The sequence below is a fragment of the Variovorax sp. GW821-FHT10C12 genome (assembly GCF_059415405.1).
The window spans coordinates 915,049-936,886 of record NZ_JBWKNE010000001.1; the positions used below are offsets into that span (position 1 = coordinate 915,049).

Genomic DNA, 21,838 nt, shown 5'->3' on the forward strand with positions numbered 1-21,838 from the left:
CGATGTGGGTGAATGCGGGGTGTCAACGCTTCGGCTTGAGCGTGACGATCAGCGACGGGAAGATGCGCCCGTCCGTGTCGCGCGGCAGCTTGTCGGTCTTGCGCAGGCCGCGTTCGGCCGCTTCGTCCCAGGCCGGAAGGCCGCTGGACTTGGCGAGCTTGACGCCGACGATGGTGCCGTCGGGTGCCAGGTTGACCAGGAACTCGGCCTCGGGGTTGCCGTTCACGCTGTCGGCATCGGGGAAGGTGATGTTCGGGCGCACGGCGGCGGCGATGCGGCCGGCATAGCCGCTCGACGGGCCGGACGAGCGTTGGGCATTGCCCTTGGCGTCTTCGTTGCCGCTGGCGCCCGCCATGCCCTGCATGCGCTTGAGCGTTGCGGCGCGATCGGCGGCCGCCTGCTTGGCGACTGCTTCCGCCTTCTTCGCTTCGGCCTGCTTGGCCTCGGCTTCCTGCTGCTTCTTCTGCTCGGCCAGTTTCTTCTGCTGCTCTTTCTTGCGCTCGGCTTCGTCTTCGGCGCGCTCCTTGGCCTCGAGCTCTTTCTTCTTTTGCTGCTGGCGCTGCTGTTCGAGCTCGCGCTCCTTCTGCGCCTTCTGTTCCTTGAGTTTCTTCTCGCGCTCCAGTGCGATGTCGGGCGCAGGGGCAGGCGCCGGCTCAGGTGGCTTGACGGCCGGGGGAGGCGGCGGGGGCGGTGCGGGTGCAGGCGGCGGCGGTGCGGGCACGGGCGCCGGCGGCTCCGGCACCGACAGGCGTGGGGCGGCCTGCATCACGGTGGTCGACCACAGCTCGGCATCGACCGCGCCGTCGTCGGCTTCGCTGCGCCAGCGCACGCCCCAGGTGAGGGCGGCGATCAGCAGCGCATGGGCAATGAGCGCGAGCACCACCGCGCGGGGCGTGCCGCGCTGCGGCGGCGGCGCGAACTCGGGGCGATCCAGGGCGAGCGACATGCCTTATTTGCCGCCCGTGGTCGTGACCGACAGCCCCACGCGCTCGATGCCGCTGCGCTTGAGCTGGTTCATCGCCTTCACGACGGTTTCGTACTTCACCGACTTGTCGGCGCTGATGACCACGGGGCGCTGGGCGTCGCCGCCTTGCGCGGCCTTGGCCGCCGAGCCGATCTGCGTCATGGGAATCGAGGCGCCGCCGGTGCCGGTGGATGAATCTTTCTTGATCTGCACTTCGTCGTCGCTCTTGATGACGATCTCGATGGGCTTCTCGGGCTGCTTGTTGGCTCGGTCGACCGAGGGCAGGTTGATCACGCTGGGCGTGATGAGCGGGGCCGTGACCATGAAGATGATCAGCAGCACCAGCATCACGTCGATGAACGGGACCATGTTGATCTCGTTGATCGTGCGGCGGCCGCGGCCCCGGGATGAAACGGCGGGCATGTCGTCGCGTCCTTTGTCTTATGCGCGCCGCTCTTCAGCGGTTCGCGGCGGTGACCGAGGCGGCGGGCGTCACGGCGCCGGGGTTGGCCGAGAGGTTGCGCTGCAGGATGTTGGAGAACTCTTCGATGTAGGTCTCCAGGGCGATGGCGATCTTGTCGATCTCGCGCGCGAAGCGGTTGTAGCCGACCACCGCGGGAATGGCGGCGAACAGGCCGATGGCCGTAGCCACCAGCGCTTCGGCGATGCCGGGCGCCACGGTGGCCAGCGTCACCTGCGTGAGGGCGGCCAGGCCGGTGAAGGCATGCATGATCCCCCAGACCGTGCCGAAGAGGCCCACGTACGGCGACACCGAACCGACGGTGGCCAGGAACGACAGGTTCTGCTCGGCCGCATCCAGTTCGCGCTGGAAGCTGGCGCGCATCGCGCGGCGGGCGCCGTCGAGCAGCGTGGGCGCATCGGTCACATGGCGCTCGCGCAGCTTCTGGTACTCGCGCATGCCGGAGGCAAAGATGCGCTCCATGGGGCCGGCGAACTTGGCGTTCTGCGCGGCCGAGGCGAACAGCTCGTTCAGGCTGGTGCCCGACCAGAACTCGCGCTCGAAGTCGTCGTTGAGCGCGCGGATGCGCTTCAAGGAAAAGTACTTGCGGATGATGGCGGCCCAGCTGGCGACCGACACGATCACCAGCAGCAGCACGACCAGTTGCACCACGAAGCTGGCGTGGAGCAGGAGATTGATGATGGAGAGATCTTGGTTCATGGCTTGAAAGGTTGAGTCATGGAGCCGCTGGAGTGCTCGAGGGTTCCCGAAACTTGGGCCGGAATGCGCGCAGGGCGCAAGGTGGCGGCGTTCACCCAGCCGATGCGGATCGTGCCTTCGCAAAGCAAGACCGGTGCCGCGGCCCCGGTGCGTTCTTGCTCTGTTTTTGATAGCACGCGCTGAGCGATTATCAACGACGCCGTGCCCAGTTGCCGCAGCTCGGCTGTAACCAGCAGTTCGTCGTCCAGCCGCGAGGGCCGATGGTATTTGAGCTGCGTTTCGCTCACCACGAACTGGCCGCCGGTGGCTTCCTTGAGCTTGCGCTGCTCGACGCCCAGGGAGCGCAGCCACTCGGTGCGACCGCGCTCCATGAACTTCAGGTAGTTGGCGTAGAACACGATGCCGCCCGCATCGGTGTCTTCCCAGTAGACGCGGATCGGAAACTCGAAACTCATTGGGCGATCATGGCCCGCAGGCGCTCGACCGATTCCTGCAGGTGCGCCATCGAACTGGCGGTGGAGAAGCGCACGAACTTCGCGGTCTCGGCCGTGCCGAAGTCGCGGCCCGGCGTCACGGCCAGGTGGGCGCGCTTCATGGTCTCGAAGGCGAAGTCCCAACTGCCCGAGATGCCGAGTTTGTCGGCCACGCTGGTGCAGTCGACCCAGGCGTAGAAGGCGCCGTCGGGCACCACGGGCACGTTCAGGCCCAGGGCGTTCAGTTGCGGAATGAACCAGTCGCGGCGCGCCTTGAACTCGGCGCGGCGGCGTTCGTACTCGGCGATGCTCTCGGCCTCGAAGCAGGCCAGCGCCGCGTACTGCGACACCGTGCTCGCGCAGATGAAGAGGTTCTGCGCCAGGCGCTCGACCACCGGCACCAGCACCTCGGGCACCACCAGCCAGCCCAGGCGCCAGCCGGTCATGTTGAAGTACTTGCTGAAGCTGTTGATGCTGATGACGTTGTCGTCGATGGCCAGCGCCGTCTGCCCGAAGGCATCGTCGTACGACAGGCCCAGGTAGATCTCGTCGATCAGCGTGATGCCACCGCGCTGCGACACCACCTCGTGGATGCGGCGCAGTTCGTCGGGCGCGATCGAGGTGCCGGTCGGGTTCGAGGGCGAGGCCAGCAGCACGCCGCGCGTCTTGTCGGTCCAGGCGGCTTCGACCTTGGCGGCGGTGAGCTGGAAGCGCTCCTCGGCCGTGGTCGGCACCAGCACGGCCTTGCCGTCCGCAGCACTCACGAAGTGGCGGTTGCAGGGGTAGCTCGGGTCGGGCATCAGGATCTCGTCGCCCGATTCGACGAGCGCGAGGCAGGCCAGCTGCAGTGCGGCCGAGGCGCCGGCCGTGACGACGATGCGGCGCGCCGGCACGTCGACGTTGAAGCGCTGCTTGTACCAGCCGCTGATGCGTTCGCGCAGGTGATCCAGGCCCGTGGCCTGCGTGTACTGCGTGGCGCCGGCGCGCACGGCGCGTGCGGCGGCTTCCTGCACCAGGGGCGGGGCGGTGAAGTCGGGCTCGCCGATGTTCAGGAAGATCATCGGACGGTCGGTGTGGGCCACTTCGCGGGCCAGCACGCCGGCGGCTTTCGCCACCTCCATCACATAGAACGGTTCGATGCGCTGCGCGCGCGTCGAGATCCTCATGGGCGCGCCTTGCCGGTGGCCCGGTCGGCTTCCACTTCAAGTGGGCGCAGCTGCGGTGCCAGCCCATTGAGCACGGCGTTCACGTACTTGTGGCCGTCGGTGCCGCCGAATTCCTTGGCGAGTTCGATGCACTCGTTGAGCACCACGCGCCAGGGCACGTCGGGGCAGTTCTGGAACTCGTACACGCCGATCCACATCACGGCGTGCTCGATGGGCGAGATTTCTGCGAACTTGCGGTCCAGCAGCGGCAGGATCAGCGCGTCGAGCTGTTCGGCGCCGTTGATCGAGCCGTGCAGCAGCGCGTCGTAGTGCGCCGCGTCGGCCTTGTGGAAGCCCGCGAGGTCGCGCGTGAAGTGGTCGATGTCGGTCGGGTCGTTGCGACCCACCAGGTGCTGGTAGAGCGCCTGCAGCGCGAACTCGCGCGCGCGGCTGCGGTTCGACTTGGCCGCGGCCTTGCGCACGCCCGTGCTCGTGAGGCCGGTGCGCGACTGGCGGGACTTGGCGGACTTGGAGGTGTCTTCGGTCATGAAAGGGTGGCCAGCAGTTGTGCCATCTCGACCGCCACCTGGGCTGCGTCGCGGCCCTTGTCGGTCTGGCGGGCGACGGCCTGTTCGAGGTTTTCGGTCGTGAGGATCGCGTTGGCGATGGGCAGGCGGTAGTCGAGTGCGACGCGGCTCACGCTCGCGCCCGATTCGTTGGCCACCAGTTCGAAGTGGTAGGTCTCGCCGCGGATGATGCAGCCCAGCGCCACGAGCGCGTGGTAGCCGCCGCGCTCGGCGAGCGCCTGCAGCGCCACCGGCACTTCGAGTGCGCCGGGCACCTGCACATGATGGATGTCGGAGGCGGCCACGCCGAGTGCCTCGAGCTCCGACAGGCAGGCCGTGGCCAGTGCGTCGGTGATGTCGGCGTTGAAGCGCGCCTGCACGATGCCGATGCGCAGGCCTTTGCCGTTGAGGGTGATCTCGCCCTTGTTGGAACCTTGCATGGTCGTTCAGTCTTTCGTGAGGTAACCGGCGATTTCGAGGCCGAAGCCGGCGGCCATGCTCGGCATGCGACGCGGCGCGCCGAGCAGGTTCATCTTGTGCACGCCGCATTCGCGCAGGATCTGCGCGCCGATGCCGTAGTTGCGCAGGTCCATGCGGCCGCGCTCGGGCGCTTGCGCAGGGCGCGCGGTGCCGTCGAACTGCGCGAGCAGCTCGGCCGCGGTTTCGCCGCAGTTCAGCAGCACGGCCACGCCCTTGCCTTCGTTCGCGATGTGCGAGAGGCTGGCGTCCAGGCTCCAGGAGTGCATTGGGCGGTTGACTTCGAGCGCGTCGAGCACCGACAGCGGTTCGTGCACGCGCACCGACACCGTCTCTTCGGGCGCCCACTGGCCGCGCACCAGCGCGAGGTGCACGCCGCGGCTGGGCTTGTCGACGAAGGCGTGGGCGGTGAAGGTGCCCCAGTTGGTCTGGATTTCGCGGCAGCCGACTTTTTCGACCAGCGATTCGACGCGGCTGCGGTGCTCGATGAGTGCGGCGATGGTGCCGATCTTGAGGCCGTGTTCGGCCGCGAAGATCTGCAGGTCGGGCAGGCGGGCCATCGTGCCGTCTTCGTTCATCACCTCGCAGATCACCGAGGCGGGCGAGCAGCCGGCCATGGCGGCCAGGTCGCAGCCGGCTTCAGTGTGGCCGGCGCGCATGAGCACGCCGCCGTCCACGGCCTGCAGCGGGAAGATGTGGCCGGGCTGTACCAGGTCGGCGGCCACGGCGTTGCGCGCCACGGCGGCCTGCACGGTGCGGGCGCGGTCGGCGGCCGAGATGCCGGTGGTCACGCCTTCGGCGGCCTCGATGGAGACGGTGAAGGCGGTGGAATGCTTGGCGCCGTTGCGCTGGACCATCGGCGGCAGCTGCAGCCGCTCGCACATCTCGCGCGAGAGCGTGAGGCAGATCAGGCCGCGCGCGTGGCGGGCCATGAAGTTGATGGATTCGGCGGTGATGTGGTCGGCGGCGATGACGATGTCGCCTTCGTTCTCACGGTCTTCCTCGTCCACGAGGATGACCATGCGGCCGGCGGCCAGCTCGGCCACGATGTCTTCGACCGGGGAGATCGGTGCGGGTGCACGGTCGGCGCGCGGGGCGCCGATCGGCGTGACGGAGGCGTTCATTTCGAAGTGTCCTTGGGAGACGTGGAAGACGTCAGAGAGGGGGTGAGCATGCCGGCCTGAAGCATGCGCTCCACGTAGCGCGCCACGGTGTCGATTTCGAGGTTGACCTTCGAGCCGGCCTTCAGGCCGCCGAGGGAGGTGTTTTCCACGGTGTGCGGGATCAGGTTGATGCTGACCTCGGCGCCGCCTTCGATGTCAGCCACGCTGTTGACCGTGAGGCTCACGCCGTTGATGGTGATCGAGCCCTTGTAGGCCAGGAAGCGGGCGAGGGCAGGCGGTGCGACCACGCGCAGCTCCCAGCTTTCGCCGACCGGCGCGAAGAAGCTCACGTGGCCGATGCCGTCCACGTGGCCCGAGACGATGTGGCCGCCGAGGCGGTCGCTCGCGCGCAGGGCCTTCTCGAGGTTGATGCGGCTGCCTTCGTCGGTCAGGCCGGCCGTCTTGTCGAGGGACTCCGCGGAAATGTCGATGGTGAATTGCCCGCGTTCAGGTGCGAGCGTGGTGACCGTCATGCAGGCGCCGTTGAGCGCGATGCTGTCGCCGAGCCCGACGTCGTCGAGGTAGCCGTCGGGCACCTCGATGCTGAGTCGCTTGCCGTAGGAGGAGGAGGTGCCGAGGTCGTGGATGGCGGCGATGCGCCCCACGCCGGTGATGATTCCGGTGAACATTTCCACATTTTCGCAGACATCGAGGGGTCTTCGGCCCGAAGGGCCGGTTTGCGGCTGCGAATGTGCCGCGCCGCGTGGGCGGCGGCTCAGAAGCGGTCGCGGCCGACGACGCGCGCGACGATGCGCAAGTCGGGCCCCAGCATGTCCACCGACTTGAATTCGAGCGGCAAGGCGCCCGCCAGCGAGGTGAGCGGGCCCTCGGCATGCAGGTGGCTGGCGATGTCGAGCCCGCTGCCGATCAGCTTGGGCGCCAGGTACACCAGCAGCTCGTCCACGCAGCCTTCGCGCAGCAGCGAACCGTTGAGCTTGTGGCCCGATTCGACGTGCAGCTCGTTGACGCCGCGCGCCGCGAGGTCCTGGAGCATCGCGGGCAGGTCGACCTTGCCGTGCAGGTTGGGCAGGCAGGTGATGGTGGCGCCGCGGGCTTCGAGCGCGGCTGCCTTTTCTTCGTTGTGGCGGCTGGCGGCGTAGATCCAGACGGCGCGGCCAGCTATGAAAATGTGAGCGTCGGGCGAGGTCTGGAGATGGCTGTCGACCACCACGAGGTGGGGCTGGCGCGGCGTGTCGACCAGGCGCACGTCCAGGCGCGGGTTGTCTTCGAGCAGCGTGCCGACGCCGGTCAGCACCGCGCCGGTGCGGGCCCGCCAAGCATGGCCGTCGGTGCGCGCAGCCTCGCCGGTGATCCACTGGCTCACGCCGTTGTGCAGGCCGGTGCGGCCATCGAGCGAGGCGGCAATCTTCATTCGAACCCAGGGCTGCTTGCGGATCATGCGGCTGAAGAAGCCGATGTTGAGTTCGCGGGATTCGTCGGCGCCCGGGCCGACTTCGACTTCGACGCCCGCCGCGCGCAGGCGCTCGAAGCCTTGTCCCGACACGAGCGGGTTCGGGTCGGCGAGCGAGGCCACGACGCGGCGCACGCCGGCGGCGATCAGCGCGTCGCAGCAGGGGCCGGTGCGGCCGTGGTGCGAGCAGGGTTCGAGCGTGACGTAGGCGGTGGCGCCCGCGGTCGAATGGCCCTGGGCCTGCGCATCGCGCAGCGCCATCACCTCGGCATGCGGACCGCCGGCTTGTTGCGTGTGGCCCTGGCCGATCACGCGGCCTTCAGCGTCGCACAGCACGCAGCCGACGCGCGGGTTCGGGTCGGTCAGGCGGATCGCGGAGGCGGCCAGCCGCAGGGCGGTGGCGATGTGGGAGGCGTCGTGTCGGGAAGAGGACATGCCGGGTTCGTTCACGCCTTCTCGGGGGTCAGATGTCGCGCAGCAGCTGGCGGAACTCGTCCACGTCCTCGAAGCTGCGGTACACCGAGGCAAAGCGCACGTAGGCGACCTTGTCGAGTTTCTTGAGTTCGCGCATCACGAGCTCGCCGACTTTCGTCGAGTCGATTTCGCGCAGGCCGCTGGCCAGCAGCTTCTGTTCGATGCGCAGCAGGGCGTTGTCGATCTGCTCGATGCTCACGGGGCGCTTGCGCAGCGCCAGCATCATCGAGGCGCGGACCTTGGTCGAGTCGAAGTCGGCGCGGCTGCCGTCCTTCTTGACCACGACGGGGAAATTGACGTCCGGGCGCTCATACGTGGTGAAGCGCTTGTCGCAGGCGCTGCACTGGCGGCGCCTGCGGACGAAGTCGGCGTCTTCCGAAACGCGGGTCTCGACGACCTGCGTTTCGAGATGACCGCAAAAAGGGCATTTCATGCGGCCAGTGCTTCTCTTCTTCTATTTACGAAATCAACGGTAGACAGGGAAGCGGCTCGTCAAGGCGTGGACCTTGGCGCGCACCGCGTCGATGTTCGCCGCGTCGCGCGGGTTCTCGAGCACGTCGGCCACCAGGTTCGCCGTGATGCGGGCCTCTTCGTCCTTGAAGCCGCGCGTGGTCATGGCGGGGGTGCCAATACGCACGCCGCTGGTGACCATCGGCTTTTCCGGGTCGTTGGGGATCGCGTTCTTGTTGATCGTCATGTGGGCGGCGCCCAGCACGGCTTCGGCTTCCTTGCCGGTGATGCCCTTGGAACGAAGGTCGACCAGCATGACGTGGCTTTCGGTGCGTCCGCTCACGATGCGCAGGCCGCGCGAGGTGAGGGTGTCGGCCACGATCTGGGCGTTCTTGACCACCTGTTGCTGGTAGGCCTTGAACTCGGGCGTCAGGGCTTCCTTGAACGCGACGGCCTTGGCGGCGATCACGTGCATCAGCGGGCCGCCTTGCAGGCCGGGGAAGATGGCGCTGTTGATCGCCTTCTCGTGCTGCGACTTCATCAGGATGATGCCGCCGCGCGGGCCGCGCAGGCTCTTGTGCGTGGTCGAGGTCACGATGTCGGCGTGCGGCACCGGGTTGGGGTACACGCCCGCGGCCACGAGGCCGGCGTAGTGGGCGATGTCGACCATGAAGATCGCGCCGACGTCCTTGGCGACCTTGGCGAAACGCTCGAAGTCGATGTGCAGCGAGTAGGCCGATGCGCCCGCGATGATCAGCTTGGGCATGTGCTCATGCGCCTTGCGTTCCATCGCGTCGTAGTCGATGGCTTCGTTGGCGTCCAGGCCGTAGCTCACCACGTTGAACCACTTGCCGCTCATGTTCAGCGGCATGCCGTGGGTCAGGTGGCCGCCTTCGGCCAGGCTCATGCCCATGATGGTGTCGCCGGGCTTCAGGAAGGCGAGCATCACGGCTTCGTTGGCCGAGGCACCGCAATGCGGCTGCACGTTCGCGGCGTCGGCGCCGAAGATCTGCTTGACGCGGTCGATGGCCAGTTGCTCGGCCACGTCGACGTGCTCGCAGCCGCCGTAGTAGCGCTTGCCCGGGTAGCCTTCGGCGTATTTATTAGTGAGCTGCGAGCCCTGGGCGGCCATGACGGCCGGCGAGGCGTAGTTCTCGCTGGCGATCAGCTCGATGTGGTGTTCCTGGCGCGCGTTTTCGGCTTGAATGGCGGCCCAGATTTCGGGATCGGTCTGTTCGACCAGGATATTGCGTTGGTACATGGCAGTCCTTTGAAGACGAGGTCCTTGTTCAACCAAACAAGGGCTGCCCAGGCGAACGGCTGAACGCCTGTTGTGGTCAGGCGGCACGCTTCCCAGTGGTATTCCACGTCAGCGCGTGGCACCTTTTTCAGGGTGCTGCGCCTATCGCCAGTCGCGTACAGGCCGAGTGTAGCGCAGGCCCGGAGGCTTCCGGGCCGCAGGGCTTCAGGAAACTGCGGAGAGCAGGGCGACCTTGGCCGGCTCGCTGCCGGTGGCCGGTTCTTCACGCGCCGGCTTGGCCGGTGCCACGACCGGAATTGGCTGTGCACGCGCCGTGGTCGGCGGCGGCACGACCATCGTCGACGGCGCACGGCCGGCGGCGACCTGACGCAGGCGCTCGTGCTCGGCCAGCACCTTGGCGGCATAGCCGCCGTCGTCGTCGAGGTTGGCGGCGCCCACGTAGTAGCGCAGGCCGCCTTCGAGCGAACCGGCGCGGGCGATGCATTCCTGCAGCACCTTCACGCCGACGCGCATGTTGGTCACCGGGTCGAAGGCGGTGAGCGTGCCGCCCGCGCTTTCGTACTTGTCGCCATGCACGCGGGTCATGACCTGCATCAGGCCCTGGGCGCCGACGTGGCTTTGCGCGAACGGGTTGAAGCTGGATTCGATGGCCATGATGGCCAGGATCAGCGTCGGGTCGAGCTTGGTGCGCTTGCCGATCTGGTAAGCCTCGGAGACCAGCACGCTCAGCGGCTCGGCCGCAACGCGGTACTTCTTGCTGAGCCAGTAGGCCACCGCCGCCTGCTGCTTGGGCAGATCGTCGGGACTCGCGGCCGTGGTGCGCTCGATGGCGGTCGGCTCCAGGTCGGTGGCTTCGGGCGCGGGCTTGCGCGACTGCAGCCAGCCCATCAGTTGTTCCTCGCCGGTCTTGCGCAGATCGGGCCGCGCCACGAGGGCGAGGGCCGCGAACACGATGGCCAGGCCGACCAGTGCAAACCCGTTGTGGGTGATTTCAAAAAAGCCGTCTGCCACATCGGACACGAAGGTCCGTAGCCCGCGGGCTGTGGCATCAAACGCCTTGCTCATCGCTTTTTTTCCTTTCTGTGCGGCACCTGGCATGCAGCGCCGAAAGGGCGATGGATGAAGGCAGCGGCGCTTGGATTGGTATGTACGAATCAGGCTCCGCGCATGGAGGGGGTGGGGTAAGGAGCGCGGCGGCCTGATCACGCCGGTGGAATTCGGCAGCGGATTCAGGAAGGCCCTCCTGCGTCCGGCAGCGAGGGCAGGCGGATTCTAGCGTGGCTAAATACACGGTCAAGCATAAGGATTTGGTTTCATATGTTAATAAGTGCTTGAAGAATCCCCTCGTCCGAGGGGGCTCCAGGGGGAGTGCACCTACGGGAAATCCCTGGGAAAAAGGCATTTGCAAAGGAAGGGAGGGACGCCTAATCTGGACGGGCCTGAGGTTTCAGGCGTTTTTCCGAAGTCAGGCAGTCCGAGGTGCAAGTCAAGGACTCGAACGATGGAGGACTCCACGGCGGCAATCTCTTGCTGCCAGCACGGCGGGAACCAATTGACTTCCGGTCGCGCGAATCGATGGCATGGGTTTTGAGCCCGCCATCAAGCCCGGTGACAAGACACTTCGTCGACTCACCGGGCTTTCTTGTTTGTGGCGTTCACACTTTCGGCCTACCGATCCTGTCGAGGGGCGCGCGGGCATCGCAATGCCTCGCCAAAAGGGAACGCATTCACGTTTCAGCCAACTTTGTTGGCATCTGTTTGCGGCACACTTCTGCGGATGGATGCTGCTTCGATCAAACAAAACAAATGGGTGCGGCGTGGGGTTGTCGCGTTGCTGGTTCTGCTGGCCCTGTGGGTCATCGCCTGGCTGGCGGTGCCGCCGATTGCCAAGAGCCAGCTCCAGAAGATCGCGAGCGAGAAACTGGGCCGGCAGGTCACCGTCGGCAAGATCGATTTCAAGCCCTGGACGCTCGAACTTGCACTGAATGACCTGCGCATCGCCACGGCCGACGGCAAGCAGCCGCAGGTGGCCATCAAGCGCATCTATGTCGACGCCGAACTGCAATCGCTGTTCCGCCTCGCGCCGGTGATCGATGCGGTGACGGTCGAGGCACCCGCGGTGCTGCTCACGCACCAGGCCGACGGCAAGTACGACATCGACGACATCCTGGCCAAGCTGGCCTCGGGCCCGCCGCCCGACCCGAAGGCCGAGCCCGCGCGCTTCGCGATCTACAACATCTCGATCAAGGACGGCGCGGTCGATTTCGACGACCAGACCGTCAAGCGCCGGCACGAGCTGCGCGGCTTCATGCTGAACGTGCCGTTCCTGAGCAACCTCGCGTCCAAGCGCGAGATCACGACCGAGCCCAAGCTGGCCTTTGCGCTCAACGGCAGCCACTTCGACTCGGCCGCCTTCACGACCCCGTTCGCGCAAAGCCGCAAGACCGACGCCCACGTGCAGTTCAAGGGGCTCGACCTCGTGCCGTACCTGGGCTACATCCCCGGCGGCCTGCCGGTGAAGCTGCAGGCCGGCAGCCTGGACGCCGACCTGAAGATCGATTTCCAGCAGACCAACACCATCGGCCTGAAGATCACCGGCACGGTCGAGGCCCACGGCGCCAAGCTGGGCGACGCGCGCGGGCGCGACCTGCTGGGTTTCGACTCGCTCAAGCTGGCACTGGCCGACGTGCGGCCGCTGGAGTCCGTGTTCCACCTGAGCGAGGTCGCGCTGACCAAGCCGCAGTTGGTGGTGGCGCGCGATGCGGCCGGTCAGCTCAACCTGATGGCCACGAACCCCGCGACCGGCGCGGCCGAAAAGGCGGCGCCGCTGCCCGCGCCCGCCGCCAGCGCCCCGGGCGGCAAGCCGGCCGCCGAGAAGCCCAAGCTCAAGGTGCAGGTCGACAAGATCGCGCTCGACGGCGGGCGCATCGGCTGGCGCGACGAGACCGTCAAGCCCGCCGCGGCCATCGACCTCACCGACCTCGGGATCAACCTCACGGCCGTCACCTGGCCCATGGAGAAGCCGGCACAGTTCGACGGCAGCACCGCGGTTGCCGGTGCCACGCTGAAGTTCAAGGGCACCGCGACCGACAAGGTCGCCGACGTGCAGACCGAGGTCGAGGCGCTGCCGCTGTCGCTGGCCGCGCCGTACCTGGCGCAGAGCCTGGAGCCCACGCTCGACGGCAAGCTCAGCGGCCAGATCGACGTGTCCTGGGCCCAGCCTGACCTGAAGTTCAAGGCGCGCCGCCTGGCCGCCGACGGCCTGGCACTGACCCAGGCCAAGACCGCGCTGGCCAGCGTTGGCCGCTTCGAGCTGGTCGATGCCGAGGTCGACATGACCAAGCACACCTTGAACATCGCGTCGTTCACCGCGACCAACCCCAAGGTGAGCGTCGAGCGCGACAACGAGAAGCGCTGGATGTTCGAGCGCTGGCTCAAGACCCCGGCCGGCGGCGCCAAGGTGGCGGCGCCCAAGCCGGCCGACGCCGGCGCGGCGCGCCCCAACAGCGCCAACACCAAGCCCTGGGCGCTGACCCTGGGCACCCTGGCCGTGGACAACGGCAGCCTGTCCTATGCGGACAAGGCCGGCTCGGCGCCGGTGGCGATCGAGGTCACGGCCTTCAAGCTGCACGCCCAGAAGATCGCACCCGACACCAACACCGTCTCGCCGCTGCAGGTGTCGGGCCGCATCGGCGCGGGCCGCCGCGCGGACCCGGGGCGCTTCGACTACAAGGGCACCGTCGTGCTCAAGCCGCTCGCGGCCGAGGGCCGGCTCGAGGTGGCGTCGTTCCCGGCGCATGCCTTCAAGGCCTATTACGCCGACGCGCTCAATGTCGACATCCGCCGCGCCTTCGCGAGCTACCGCGGCACGGTGCGCTATGCAACCGCGCCGGCCGGCATGAGCGTCAAGCTGGCGGGCGACACCGCGCTGGACGACTTCCGCGCCAACAGCGTGTCGCTGACCCAGTCGCCGGGCTTCGACCGCAGCAACAGCCAGCTGCTGAGCTGGAAGACGCTGAGCCTGCGCGGCCTGCAGGTCAGCCTGGCGCCCAACGCAGCCCCGACCGTGGACGTGCGCGAAACCACGCTGACCGACTTCTTCGCCCGCGTGATCGTCGACCCGACGGGCCGTCTCAACCTGCTGAGCCTGACCAAGAAGGGCGAGGAGGCCTCGAAGGCGGCCGCTGCCGCCGCCACCGAAGCCAGCACCAAGAAGGGCCCGGGCGGCACGACCACCACGACCCGTGCGCCGGCCTCGGCGCCGCAGCGGGCCTCGGGCGGCGCGCCGGTGTCGGCCGAAGCCATGGTCGGCGGCGCACCCGACGCCGCGCCGGCCGCACCCGCCCCGGCGGTGGCCGCCGCACCCGCGGCCGACAGCGGCCCGGCGCCGGTCATCAACTTCGGTCCGATGAGCCTGGTCAACGGCAAAATCGATTTCACCGACCTGTTCGTCAAGCCCAACTACTCGGCCGACCTGAGCGAGCTGACCGGCAAGCTCAGTTCCTTCTCGTCGAATCCGCCGAACGGGCAGGGGGGGCGGCCGGCGCTGGCCGACCTCGAACTGCGCGGCAAGGCGCAGCAGACCGCGGCGCTGGAAATCACCGGCAAGCTCAACCCGCTGGCCAAGCCGCTCGAACTCGACATCACGGCCAAGATGCGCGACCTTGACCTCGCGCCGCTGTCGCCGTACTCGGTGCGCTACGCGGGCCACGGCATCGAGCGCGGCAAGATGAGCATGGACGTCAACTACAAGATCGCGCCCGACGGCCAGCTCACCGCCACCAACAAGCTGGTGCTCAACCAGCTGAAGTTCGGCGACGAGGTGGCCGGCGCGCCCAACAGCCTGCCCGTGCGCCTGGCCGTGACGCTGCTGGCCGACCGCAACGGCGTGATCGACGTCGACCTGCCGCTCAGCGGTTCGCTCAACGATCCGCAGTTCAGCATCGGCCCGCTGATCTTCAAGGCCGTGGTCAACCTGATCGTCAAGGCCGTGACCGCGCCGTTCAGCCTGCTCACCGGCGGCCTGGGCGGTGGCGGCGGCGGTGATTCCAGCGCGATCACCTTCGAGCCCGGCAGCTCAGCGCTCAGCACCGGCGCCAAGGAAAGCCTGGACAAGGTCGTGAAGGCCCTGACCGACCGGCCGACGCTGCAGATGACGGTGGTGGGCACCTCCAGCCTCGAAAAGGAGCGCGATGCCTACCAGCGCCAACGCCTGCGCCAGCTGACCCAGGCCGAGAAGCGCCGCGTCGCCGTGCGCGGCGGCGAGACCGGCACCGAGGTGCCGCCGGTGACCGATGCCGAATACCCGGCGCTGCTCACTGCCGTCTACAAGCGCTCCGACATCACCAAGCCGCGCAACATGGTCGGCCTGGCCAAGGACCTGCCGGTGAAGGAAATGGAAAACCTGCTGCTGGCCAGCGTGCCGGTCGACGAAGAGTCGATGCGCCAGCTCGCCGTCGAGCGCGGCGCCGTGGTGCGCGACTACCTGCTGGCGCAGAAGCTGCCGAGCGAACGCCTGTTCCTGGGGGCCGTGCGCACCACGGCCAGCGGCGCCGACTGGAAGCCCGGCGCCGAGCTGAGCCTGACCATGAAATAGCCGGCAGGGCTTGGCTTTTCGCCACGCCTTGCTATATATCCAGCGGGCCCTTTCCAGCCCGCCGAACGGTGCACGCCGCAGTTCCGACACGGAATTCGGCGGGCTGTTCGCCAACTGGGTGAAAATGTCGATGTGCGCCGGCCTTTGCCGGCGCCTTCGCTTTCTCTACCAAGACAACGATTTCGCGCAGTGACCTCTACTTCTTCCAAGCCACACGACCTCCAGGCCCTCGATACGCTCACCGGTGGCGCCTTCACCGCGCCAACCTCGGGCGAGCGTTCCGCGCGCATCCGCGACTGGCTCGCGGGCAACCCCACGTCCGAGCAGATGCAAGAGGTCTTCAAGGAGTTGAGCGGCCGCGACAAGGGCGCGGCGCGCCTGCTGCGCGAAAAGCTCGACGAAATCAAGCGCGCCAAGGGCCAGGAGGCCATCGCCGCCGAGTGGGCGCAGAAGGCTGAAACGCTGCTGGCGCAGTCCAAGCTCAACATCGCCGACGCACTGGCCTGGCAGCGTGACGCCGCCAAGGCCGGCGCGCCGCTGTCGCGCGAACCGCTGGCCGGGCTGAAGGCCCAGCTGGCCGAGCGCGTCAAGGGCATCGAAGACCTGCAGCACCGTGCGCAGGTCCACCGCGAAGCCGCCGTCTTGCTGGCACAGCGCTTCGAAGTGCTGTCCACCAAGGGCTGGAAAGACGCCCAGGCCGCCGAAGAATCGCTGCGCGCCGACGTGACCCACTGGCAGCAGCAGGCCGCCGATATCGTGGCCGATGCCAACTGGAACAGCCTCGACGCCAAGTTCGCACCCCAGCTCGACGCGTCCAAGTCGCAGCTGCTCGTGGTGTCCGACTCGTTCCACGGCGCGCTGGCCCAGGCCATTGCCGCCGCGGCCGATGCCGCCGCACCGCTGCCGCCCGTGCCCGTCTGGGCCGACGAGCTGCGCGCCGCACGCGGCGAAGTGGTGGCCCCCAAGGCCGCCGCACCCGCGCGTCCCGCCGCACCCAAGGTCGACCCGGCAGTGCGCGCTGCAGCGCAAGACGCCGTGCAGGCCGCCCTCGCCAAGCTCGAACAGGAAACCGCCGAAGGCCACGGCAAGGCCAGTGCCGGCGCCGCCGCTGCGCTGCGCGCCGTGCTCAAGGAACACGGCAAGCTGGTCGACGCGCCGCTCGAAGCCCGCGTGCATGCCGCACTGGTCGCCGCCGGCGAACTCGAAGGCTGGCAGCGCTGGAGCGCCGACAAGGTGCGCGAAGACCTCGTCGCCAAGGCCGAAGGCCTGCTCAAGCGCCCCGAAGGCCAGGCCCTCGGTGGCCGCAAGATGCAGGAAACCCTGCGCGCCCTGCGCGACCAGTGGAAGCAGGCCGACCAGGGCGGCGTGCCGAACCACGCGCTGTGGAAGCGTTTCGACGAAGCCTGCAACGAAGCCCACAAGGTCGTCGAGGCCTGGCTCGAGAAGGTGCGCGCCGATGCCGCCGAACACCGCGCCCTGCGCGTCGCACTCATCGAAGAGGTCAAGGCCTGGGCCGCGGCGCATGCCGGCGCCACCGACCTGAAGGCGCACAACCGCGCGCTGCACCAGTTCGCCGATCGCTGGCGCGATGCCGGCCACGTGGGCGAGAAGGTGTTCGCCGAACTGCAACCGCTGTGGAATGAAGCCTTCGGCGCTGCCCGCGCCCCGTTCGAAACGGCGCAGAAGGCCAGCGTCGAACGCCGCCAGGCCATGATTGCCGAGGCCACCGAGCTGGGCGCCCAGCCGATGCTGCGCATCGACGCCGTGAAGGCGCTGCAGCAGCGCTGGCAGGCCGAGGCACAGAGCGTGCCACTCGACCGCCGCCACGAACAGAAGTTGTGGGACGCGTTCCGCGCGCCCATCGACGAAGCCTTCAACCGCAAGACGGTCGAGCGCGAAAAGGCATCGGCCGCGATGAGCGAGCACGATCGCTACGTGCTCGACGCGTCCAAGGCGCTCGACGCGGCCAATGCCGGCGGCGACGCACAGAAGATCCGCGCCGCCATCGCCGGCCTCGAAGCCGCGCTGCGCGGTGAAGCACCGGCGCCCGCGCCGGCACCCGCCACCACGAGCGACGGCCCCTCGGTCGGCGCGACCGGTGTCGAAGCCCCCGGCCAGGCCGCCGCCGAGTTCGGCGAAAGCGCCGAGCAGACGCCGGGTTCGAGCGACGCCGAAGCCCTGCCATCCGCCCCCGCGGCGGCAGTGGCCGATGCACCCGATCTGGTCGCTCCCGCAGACGGCGCCGATGCCTCGGCCCGCAGTGACAGCGCCGCGCACGAAGCGGGTGAAGCTGCAAGCGTCGCGCCGGCCGCGCCGCCGAAGCCCGCACCCAAGCCCGTGGTCGCCATGCGCGGCGACGACCGGCCGAGCAGCAAGAAGGGTGAAGCTGCACCCGCTGCGCGTGGCACCGGCCGTTTCGGTGACCGCCGCGACGCCGGCCGTCCCGGTGCCGGTGGCCCCGGTCGTCCGAACGACCGTGGTGGCCCGCGTCCCGATGCACGCGGTGGCGATCGCGGCGCACCCGGCGGCGGTGGCCGTTTTGGCGACCGTCCGCCGCGCGAAGACCGCGGCCCGCGTCTGGGCGATGCCGCCTTCCGCGCCCAGCGCGAAGCGCTCGAGCGCGCCGACTTTGCGCTGCGCAAGCTGGCCGCGCAGGCCCACGGCGAAGCCCTCACGCAGGTGCTCGGCGCCTGGGAGCAGCGCGACGCCGCCCGCCTGCCGAGCGTGCAGGAACTGGGCCGCGCCGTGACGCCGGCCGTGCGCAGCCAGTGGTCGCAAGCCGTGGGTACCGCACCGACGGCCGCTGCAGGCGATGCCGCCGAAGCGCTGCTGCGCCTGGAGATGGCCGCCGAAGTGCCGACGCCCGCCGAGCAACTCGACGCACGCCGCGCGCTGCAGCTCAAGCTGCTGACGAAGCGCGGCGATCCGACGCCGGCCCAGACCTGGGGCCAGGACGCCGGCAAGGTGCTGGCTGCTGCGCATGACGCTGCCACCGCGCGCCGTCTGCAGAACGCGCTGAAGGCGCTGCTGCGCAAGTAAGAAGAGGTATCGCGGCGATGCAGCCGCATGCATGAAAAAGGGGCGCCTCACCGAGGCGCCTTTTTCTTTGTCTGAATCGCGTCAGCTCAGGGCTTCGCGGGAAGGAAAAATGCGTCGAACAACGCCACGACCTGCGGAAAGTCGCGCGCGAAGTTCGGCCGGTTCACGAAGTAGGCCTCGCAGGCCACCGCGAAGAATTCGCTGATCGAGGTCGCGCCGTAGTCGTCGAGCCAGGGCGGCTCGGCGCCGAAGCGCTCGGCGAGGATGGTCTTTTCTCGGAAGTCGTCATAGGCCGGCTGCAGCACCGCCATCCAGGCCGCACGCGCCTCGCGTGCGCTGCGCCGGCCCATGAAGCCGGCCGGCAGCGGCGGGCAGCCGTCGGCGATGCCGCTGCGCATGTCGATCTTGTGGGCGAACTCGTGGATCACGACGTTGTAGCCGCCTTCGCTGGTCACGCTGCTCGCGAGCACGTCCTGCCAGCTGAGCATGACGGGGCCCTGGTCCATCGCCTCGCCGGCGACGACCTCTTCGTACTCGTGCACGACCAGCGCGTCATCGACGACCTTGCGCTGCGCCACCACCTCGGACGGATGCACCACGATGCCGACGAAATCGTCATACCAGTCGAGCCCGTCCTTCAGGTGCAACACCGGCAGCACGGCCTGCGCCGCGATGGCCAGCGCCACCTCGTCAGTGATGACGAAGCCCTGCGTGCCGTGGAATTCCTTGTCCCGCAGGAACTCGGCCGCCAGCGTGCGCAGCCGTTGCTGCTGCGCAGGCGGCAATGCGCCCAGGAAGGCGTAGCGCGTGAGCGTGGTGCGCCAGGCGGCGTCGGGAATCGGAGGCAGGGTGCGCAGCCGGCGCAGCCACTTGAACATCGGTGGGCGGTGCGGCTAGCGCAGGTCGACGCGCTGCGCGCCGGCGGCCGACAGGCACAGCAGTTGCGCGCGCGGCGGATGGGTGGCGGCATCCCAGTCGCTCAGCACGATGCGACGCAGGCCATGGCCCAGGTCGTGGACGGCGGGGCGGTGGGTGTGGCCGTGGATCAGCGCGCTGGCGCCCGCGTGTTGCAGCCATTGGCGGGCAGCGTCGGGGTCCACGTCGGCCCAGAGGGTCGAGGGATCGCGCTTGCGGTCTTCGCTCTGTGCGCGGATGGCGCGGGCAAGCGCGCGGCGCTCTTCCAGCGGGCGCGCGAGGAACGCGGCCTGCCATTCGGGCGTGCGCACCTGGGCGCGAAACTGGAGGTAGTCGGTGTCTTCGAGGCAGAGCGCGTCGCCGTGGCTCAGCAGCCAGCGTTCACCGTGCAGCACCAGCACGGTGGGGTCGTCGAGCAGCGTGAGGCCGCATTGCGCGGCAAAGGCCTTGCCGACGAGGAAGTCGCGGTTGCCGTGCATGAAGAACACGGGCATGCGCTGCGCCGTACGCTGCAGCAACTCGACGCATTGCGCCTCGAAGCCGGGCTGGTCGGCGGCATCGTCGCCCACCCACACCTCGAACAGGTCGCCGAGGATCACCAGCGCATCGGCCGGCGTGGTCTGCAGGTAGCCCTGCCAGGCCTCGAAGGTGGCCAGCTCGCTAGCCTGCAGGTGCAGGTCGGAAATCAGGTCGACGGTGCGCCACGCGGGCGGCGCCACCAGCTCGGAGAAAGCCGGGTTCGCCATGGGCGTCATGCCGCGCCGCCGTGCCTGGAATGCGTCATTCCGCGATGACGACGGCCTTTTCGATCACGACGTCTTCGAGCGGCACGTCGTCATGGAAGCCCTTGCGGCCCGTCTTCACGGCCTTGATCTTGTCGACGACATCGGCGCCGCCCGTGACCTTGCCGAACACCGCGTAGCCCCAGCCCTGGGCCGAGGGGGCGGTGTGGTTCAGGAAGCCGTTGTCGGCCACGTTGATGAAGAACTGGGCGGTGGCCGAGTGCGGTGCGCTCGTGCGGGCCATGGCCACGGTGTAGTTGGCGTTCTTGAGGCCGTTGTTGGCTTCGTTCTCGATCTCGGCGCCGGTGGGCTTTTGCTTCATGCCGGGCTCGAAACCGCCGCCTTGCACCATGAAGCCGGGGATCACGCGGTGGAACACCGTGTTGTCGTAGTGGCCCTTCTTCACGTACTCGATGAAGTTGGCGGCCGACTTCGGTGCCTTTTCGGCGTCGAGTTCGAGCGTGATGACGCCGTAGTTCTTGATGTGCAGTTCGACTTGGGGGTTGCTCATGGGATAGCTCCTTCTACGGAAATGAGATTACTTCGCCAGCGTGGCGGACTTGATGGTGAGGGTTTCGACGGGCACGTTCTGCATGCCGCCCTTGTTGCCGGTCTGCACGGCGCGGATCTTGTCGACCACGTCGGTGCCGGCGACGACCTTGCCGAACACGGTGTAGCCGTAGCCGTCAGGGTTGGGTGCGTTGAGCGAGTCGTTGTTCTTCACGTTGATGAAGAACTGCGAGGTGGCCGAGTTCGGGTTGCCGGTGCGGGCCATCGCGATCGTGTACTTGTCGTTCTTCAGGCCGTTGTTGGCCTCGAGCGGGATCGGCGGGCGCGTGGGCTTTTGCTGCAGGTCGGCCGTGAAGCCGCCGCCCTGGATCATGAAGCCGTCGATGACGCGGTGGAACACCGTGCCGTCGTAGTGCTTGTCCTTGACGTACTGCAGGAAGTTTTCGACCGTCTTGGGGGCCTTGGCCGCATCGAGCTCGACCACGATGTCGCCCGCCGAGGTGGCGAGCTTGACGCGCGGCGCGGCCTGCTGGGCGTGCGCGCCGGCGGCGGCGCCGAAGGCCAGGGCCGCAGCCAGTGCGAGGGCGCCGCGGCGGCTGAAACGGGAAAGTGCAGAGGTCGTCAAATGAGGCTCCGTGTGCGGGTGGAGGGGAGGGCGGTGGGCCTGCGAGGGCGCAGGTTGGGAGGCAACTGTGTGCGCACCGCCGGATTGCAAGAGGCTGTTACTTGGTCGTGCGGCCCACGGGCTTGCGCACTTCGGCGGGTGCGGCCGGCAGCGCGGCCGCATCGGCCGCGGCCTTGGGCGTGAAGATCTGGCGGATCAGCGCGAGCTTGGGCGCGACGCTCGCGTTGGTGGTGGCGAACTGCTGGGCGCGCTGGTATTCCTGGGCCGCCAGGCGCGCGTACACGTCGCCGAGGTTTTCGTGCGCGGTGGCGTAGTTGGGGCTGAGCTTGAGCGCGGTTTCGAGCGCGGCGCGGGCCTGGTCGAACTTGCTCTGCGAGGCATACAGCGCCGCGAGATTGTTGTAGGGCTCGGGCAGTTCCGGGAAGTCCTGCGTGAGCTGCGTGAACGCGGTGGTCGCCTCGGCGGTCTTGTTCTGCTCGGTGAGGATCACGCCGCGCAGGAAGCGCATCTGCGGGTCGCGCGGCTTGCCGGCGATGTAGGTGTCTGCCTTGGCGAGCGCCTCGGCGGACTTGCCCTGGCGCAGCAAAAGGTTGACGTCGTCGTAGTCGTTGGCGTGCGCGGCAAAGCCCCACAGACCGAACAGCAGTGCAAAGGCGAGGGGGAGTTTGGAGAACACGGCGTGCTTCATGAAGTCTCGGCAGGATAGGGGGAGCGGGCCTGGAGAACACCCGGATGCTGCGCGGCGGCAGCCGTTTATACTGCGTCGCATTGTAGCCGAGGGGCCACGTCCAACCCCTCGTAGCCACG

General features: G+C 68.2%; 20 protein-coding genes and 1 riboswitch. Of the genes, 2 read left to right on the forward strand and 18 right to left on the reverse strand.

Annotated elements, in window-relative coordinates; translation table 11 throughout:
* Positions 1–22: 22 nt before the first annotated feature.
* The 13 genes from tolA to AC07OH_RS04440 all read right to left on the reverse strand — a co-directional run bounded on the left by tolA (position 23) and on the right by AC07OH_RS04440 (position 10,629).
* Positions 23–946 carry a cell envelope integrity protein TolA gene (tolA, locus tag AC07OH_RS04380; protein ID WP_495299740.1) on the reverse strand — a complete coding sequence of 308 codons (924 nt, stop codon included), beginning with the start codon at positions 944–946 and terminating at the stop codon, positions 23–25.
* Between the two features lie 3 nt (positions 947–949).
* Positions 950–1,387 carry an ExbD/TolR family protein gene (locus tag AC07OH_RS04385; RefSeq protein WP_495299741.1) on the reverse strand — a complete coding sequence of 146 codons (438 nt, stop codon included), beginning with the start codon at positions 1,385–1,387 and terminating at the stop codon, positions 950–952.
* Between the two features lie 34 nt (positions 1,388–1,421).
* On the reverse strand, positions 1,422–2,144 hold the full coding sequence (tolQ, locus tag AC07OH_RS04390) for a protein TolQ (protein ID WP_489057040.1): 723 nt from the start codon (positions 2,142–2,144) through the stop codon (positions 1,422–1,424).
* The gene (gene ybgC / locus AC07OH_RS04395; protein WP_495299742.1) at positions 2,141–2,599 is read right to left on the reverse strand and encodes a tol-pal system-associated acyl-CoA thioesterase; all 459 of its coding nucleotides are present in this window, start codon (positions 2,597–2,599) and stop codon (positions 2,141–2,143) included. Before ybgC ends, tolQ begins: the two co-directional genes overlap by 4 nt.
* Complete coding sequence (locus tag AC07OH_RS04400; RefSeq protein WP_495299743.1) at positions 2,596–3,783, reverse strand: pyridoxal phosphate-dependent aminotransferase; 1,188 nt, start codon at positions 3,781–3,783, stop codon at positions 2,596–2,598. Before AC07OH_RS04400 ends, ybgC begins: the two co-directional genes overlap by 4 nt.
* Positions 3,780–4,310, reverse strand: a complete 531-nt coding sequence (nusB, locus tag AC07OH_RS04405) for a transcription antitermination factor NusB (protein ID WP_070060390.1) — start codon at positions 4,308–4,310, stop codon at positions 3,780–3,782. The genes AC07OH_RS04400 and nusB overlap by 4 nt, the downstream gene beginning before the upstream one ends.
* Positions 4,307–4,768 (reverse strand): 6,7-dimethyl-8-ribityllumazine synthase, encoded by a 462-nt coding sequence (gene ribH / locus AC07OH_RS04410; protein WP_070060391.1) that lies wholly within the window; start codon positions 4,766–4,768, stop codon positions 4,307–4,309. Before ribH ends, nusB begins: the two co-directional genes overlap by 4 nt.
* 6 nt (positions 4,769–4,774) lie before the next feature.
* On the reverse strand, positions 4,775–5,929 hold the full coding sequence (gene ribBA, locus AC07OH_RS04415; protein ID WP_139705478.1) for a bifunctional 3,4-dihydroxy-2-butanone-4-phosphate synthase/GTP cyclohydrolase II: 1,155 nt from the start codon (positions 5,927–5,929) through the stop codon (positions 4,775–4,777).
* Complete coding sequence (locus tag AC07OH_RS04420; protein WP_489057038.1) at positions 5,926–6,597, reverse strand: riboflavin synthase; 672 nt, start codon at positions 6,595–6,597, stop codon at positions 5,926–5,928. Before AC07OH_RS04420 ends, ribBA begins: the two co-directional genes overlap by 4 nt.
* Before the next feature lie 86 nt (positions 6,598–6,683).
* Complete coding sequence (ribD, locus tag AC07OH_RS04425; RefSeq protein WP_495299744.1) at positions 6,684–7,814, reverse strand: bifunctional diaminohydroxyphosphoribosylaminopyrimidine deaminase/5-amino-6-(5-phosphoribosylamino)uracil reductase RibD; 1,131 nt, start codon at positions 7,812–7,814, stop codon at positions 6,684–6,686.
* A 28-nt stretch (positions 7,815–7,842) separates the two neighbouring features.
* The gene (gene nrdR / locus AC07OH_RS04430; protein ID WP_007836918.1) at positions 7,843–8,286 is read right to left on the reverse strand and encodes a transcriptional regulator NrdR; all 444 of its coding nucleotides are present in this window, start codon (positions 8,284–8,286) and stop codon (positions 7,843–7,845) included.
* A 33-nt stretch (positions 8,287–8,319) separates the two neighbouring features.
* On the reverse strand, positions 8,320–9,564 hold the full coding sequence (gene glyA, locus AC07OH_RS04435; RefSeq protein ID WP_070060410.1) for a serine hydroxymethyltransferase: 1,245 nt from the start codon (positions 9,562–9,564) through the stop codon (positions 8,320–8,322).
* A 38-nt stretch (positions 9,565–9,602) separates the two neighbouring features.
* Positions 9,603–9,729: riboswitch (ZMP/ZTP riboswitch) on the reverse strand.
* A gap of 39 nt (positions 9,730–9,768) precedes the next feature.
* Positions 9,769–10,629 (reverse strand): lytic transglycosylase domain-containing protein, encoded by an 861-nt coding sequence (locus AC07OH_RS04440; protein WP_489057035.1) that lies wholly within the window; start codon positions 10,627–10,629, stop codon positions 9,769–9,771.
* Between the two features lie 712 nt (positions 10,630–11,341).
* Between AC07OH_RS04440 and AC07OH_RS04445 the strand changes: the two genes are divergently transcribed.
* Both AC07OH_RS04445 and AC07OH_RS04450 read left to right on the forward strand, forming a co-directional pair.
* A complete protein-coding gene (locus tag AC07OH_RS04445; RefSeq protein ID WP_495299745.1) occupies positions 11,342–15,160 on the forward strand; it encodes a DUF748 domain-containing protein in 3,819 nt (1,272 codons plus the stop codon).
* Between the two features lie 189 nt (positions 15,161–15,349).
* The gene (locus tag AC07OH_RS04450; protein WP_495299746.1) at positions 15,350–18,199 is read left to right on the forward strand and encodes a DUF349 domain-containing protein; all 2,850 of its coding nucleotides are present in this window, start codon (positions 15,350–15,352) and stop codon (positions 18,197–18,199) included.
* An 86-nt stretch (positions 18,200–18,285) separates the two neighbouring features.
* Here the strand turns inward: AC07OH_RS04450 and AC07OH_RS04455 are convergent, their stop codons facing one another.
* The 5 genes from AC07OH_RS04455 to AC07OH_RS04475 all read right to left on the reverse strand — a co-directional run bounded on the left by AC07OH_RS04455 (position 18,286) and on the right by AC07OH_RS04475 (position 21,719).
* The gene (locus AC07OH_RS04455; RefSeq protein ID WP_495299747.1) at positions 18,286–19,077 is read right to left on the reverse strand and encodes a M90 family metallopeptidase; all 792 of its coding nucleotides are present in this window, start codon (positions 19,075–19,077) and stop codon (positions 18,286–18,288) included.
* A 15-nt stretch (positions 19,078–19,092) separates the two neighbouring features.
* The gene (locus AC07OH_RS04460) at positions 19,093–19,869 is read right to left on the reverse strand and encodes a UDP-2,3-diacylglucosamine diphosphatase (protein WP_495299748.1); all 777 of its coding nucleotides are present in this window, start codon (positions 19,867–19,869) and stop codon (positions 19,093–19,095) included.
* Positions 19,870–19,894: 25 nt separating this feature from the next.
* Positions 19,895–20,407: a peptidylprolyl isomerase gene (locus AC07OH_RS04465; protein WP_495299749.1), complete on the reverse strand. Its 513-nt coding sequence runs from the start codon at positions 20,405–20,407 to the stop codon at positions 19,895–19,897.
* A gap of 27 nt (positions 20,408–20,434) precedes the next feature.
* Positions 20,435–21,031, reverse strand: coding sequence for a peptidylprolyl isomerase (locus tag AC07OH_RS04470; protein ID WP_082818298.1), 597 nt, complete (start codon positions 21,029–21,031; stop codon positions 20,435–20,437).
* A gap of 97 nt (positions 21,032–21,128) precedes the next feature.
* Positions 21,129–21,719, reverse strand: a complete 591-nt coding sequence (locus AC07OH_RS04475; protein WP_495299750.1) for a tetratricopeptide repeat protein — start codon at positions 21,717–21,719, stop codon at positions 21,129–21,131.
* Positions 21,720–21,838: the final 119 nt, after the last annotated feature.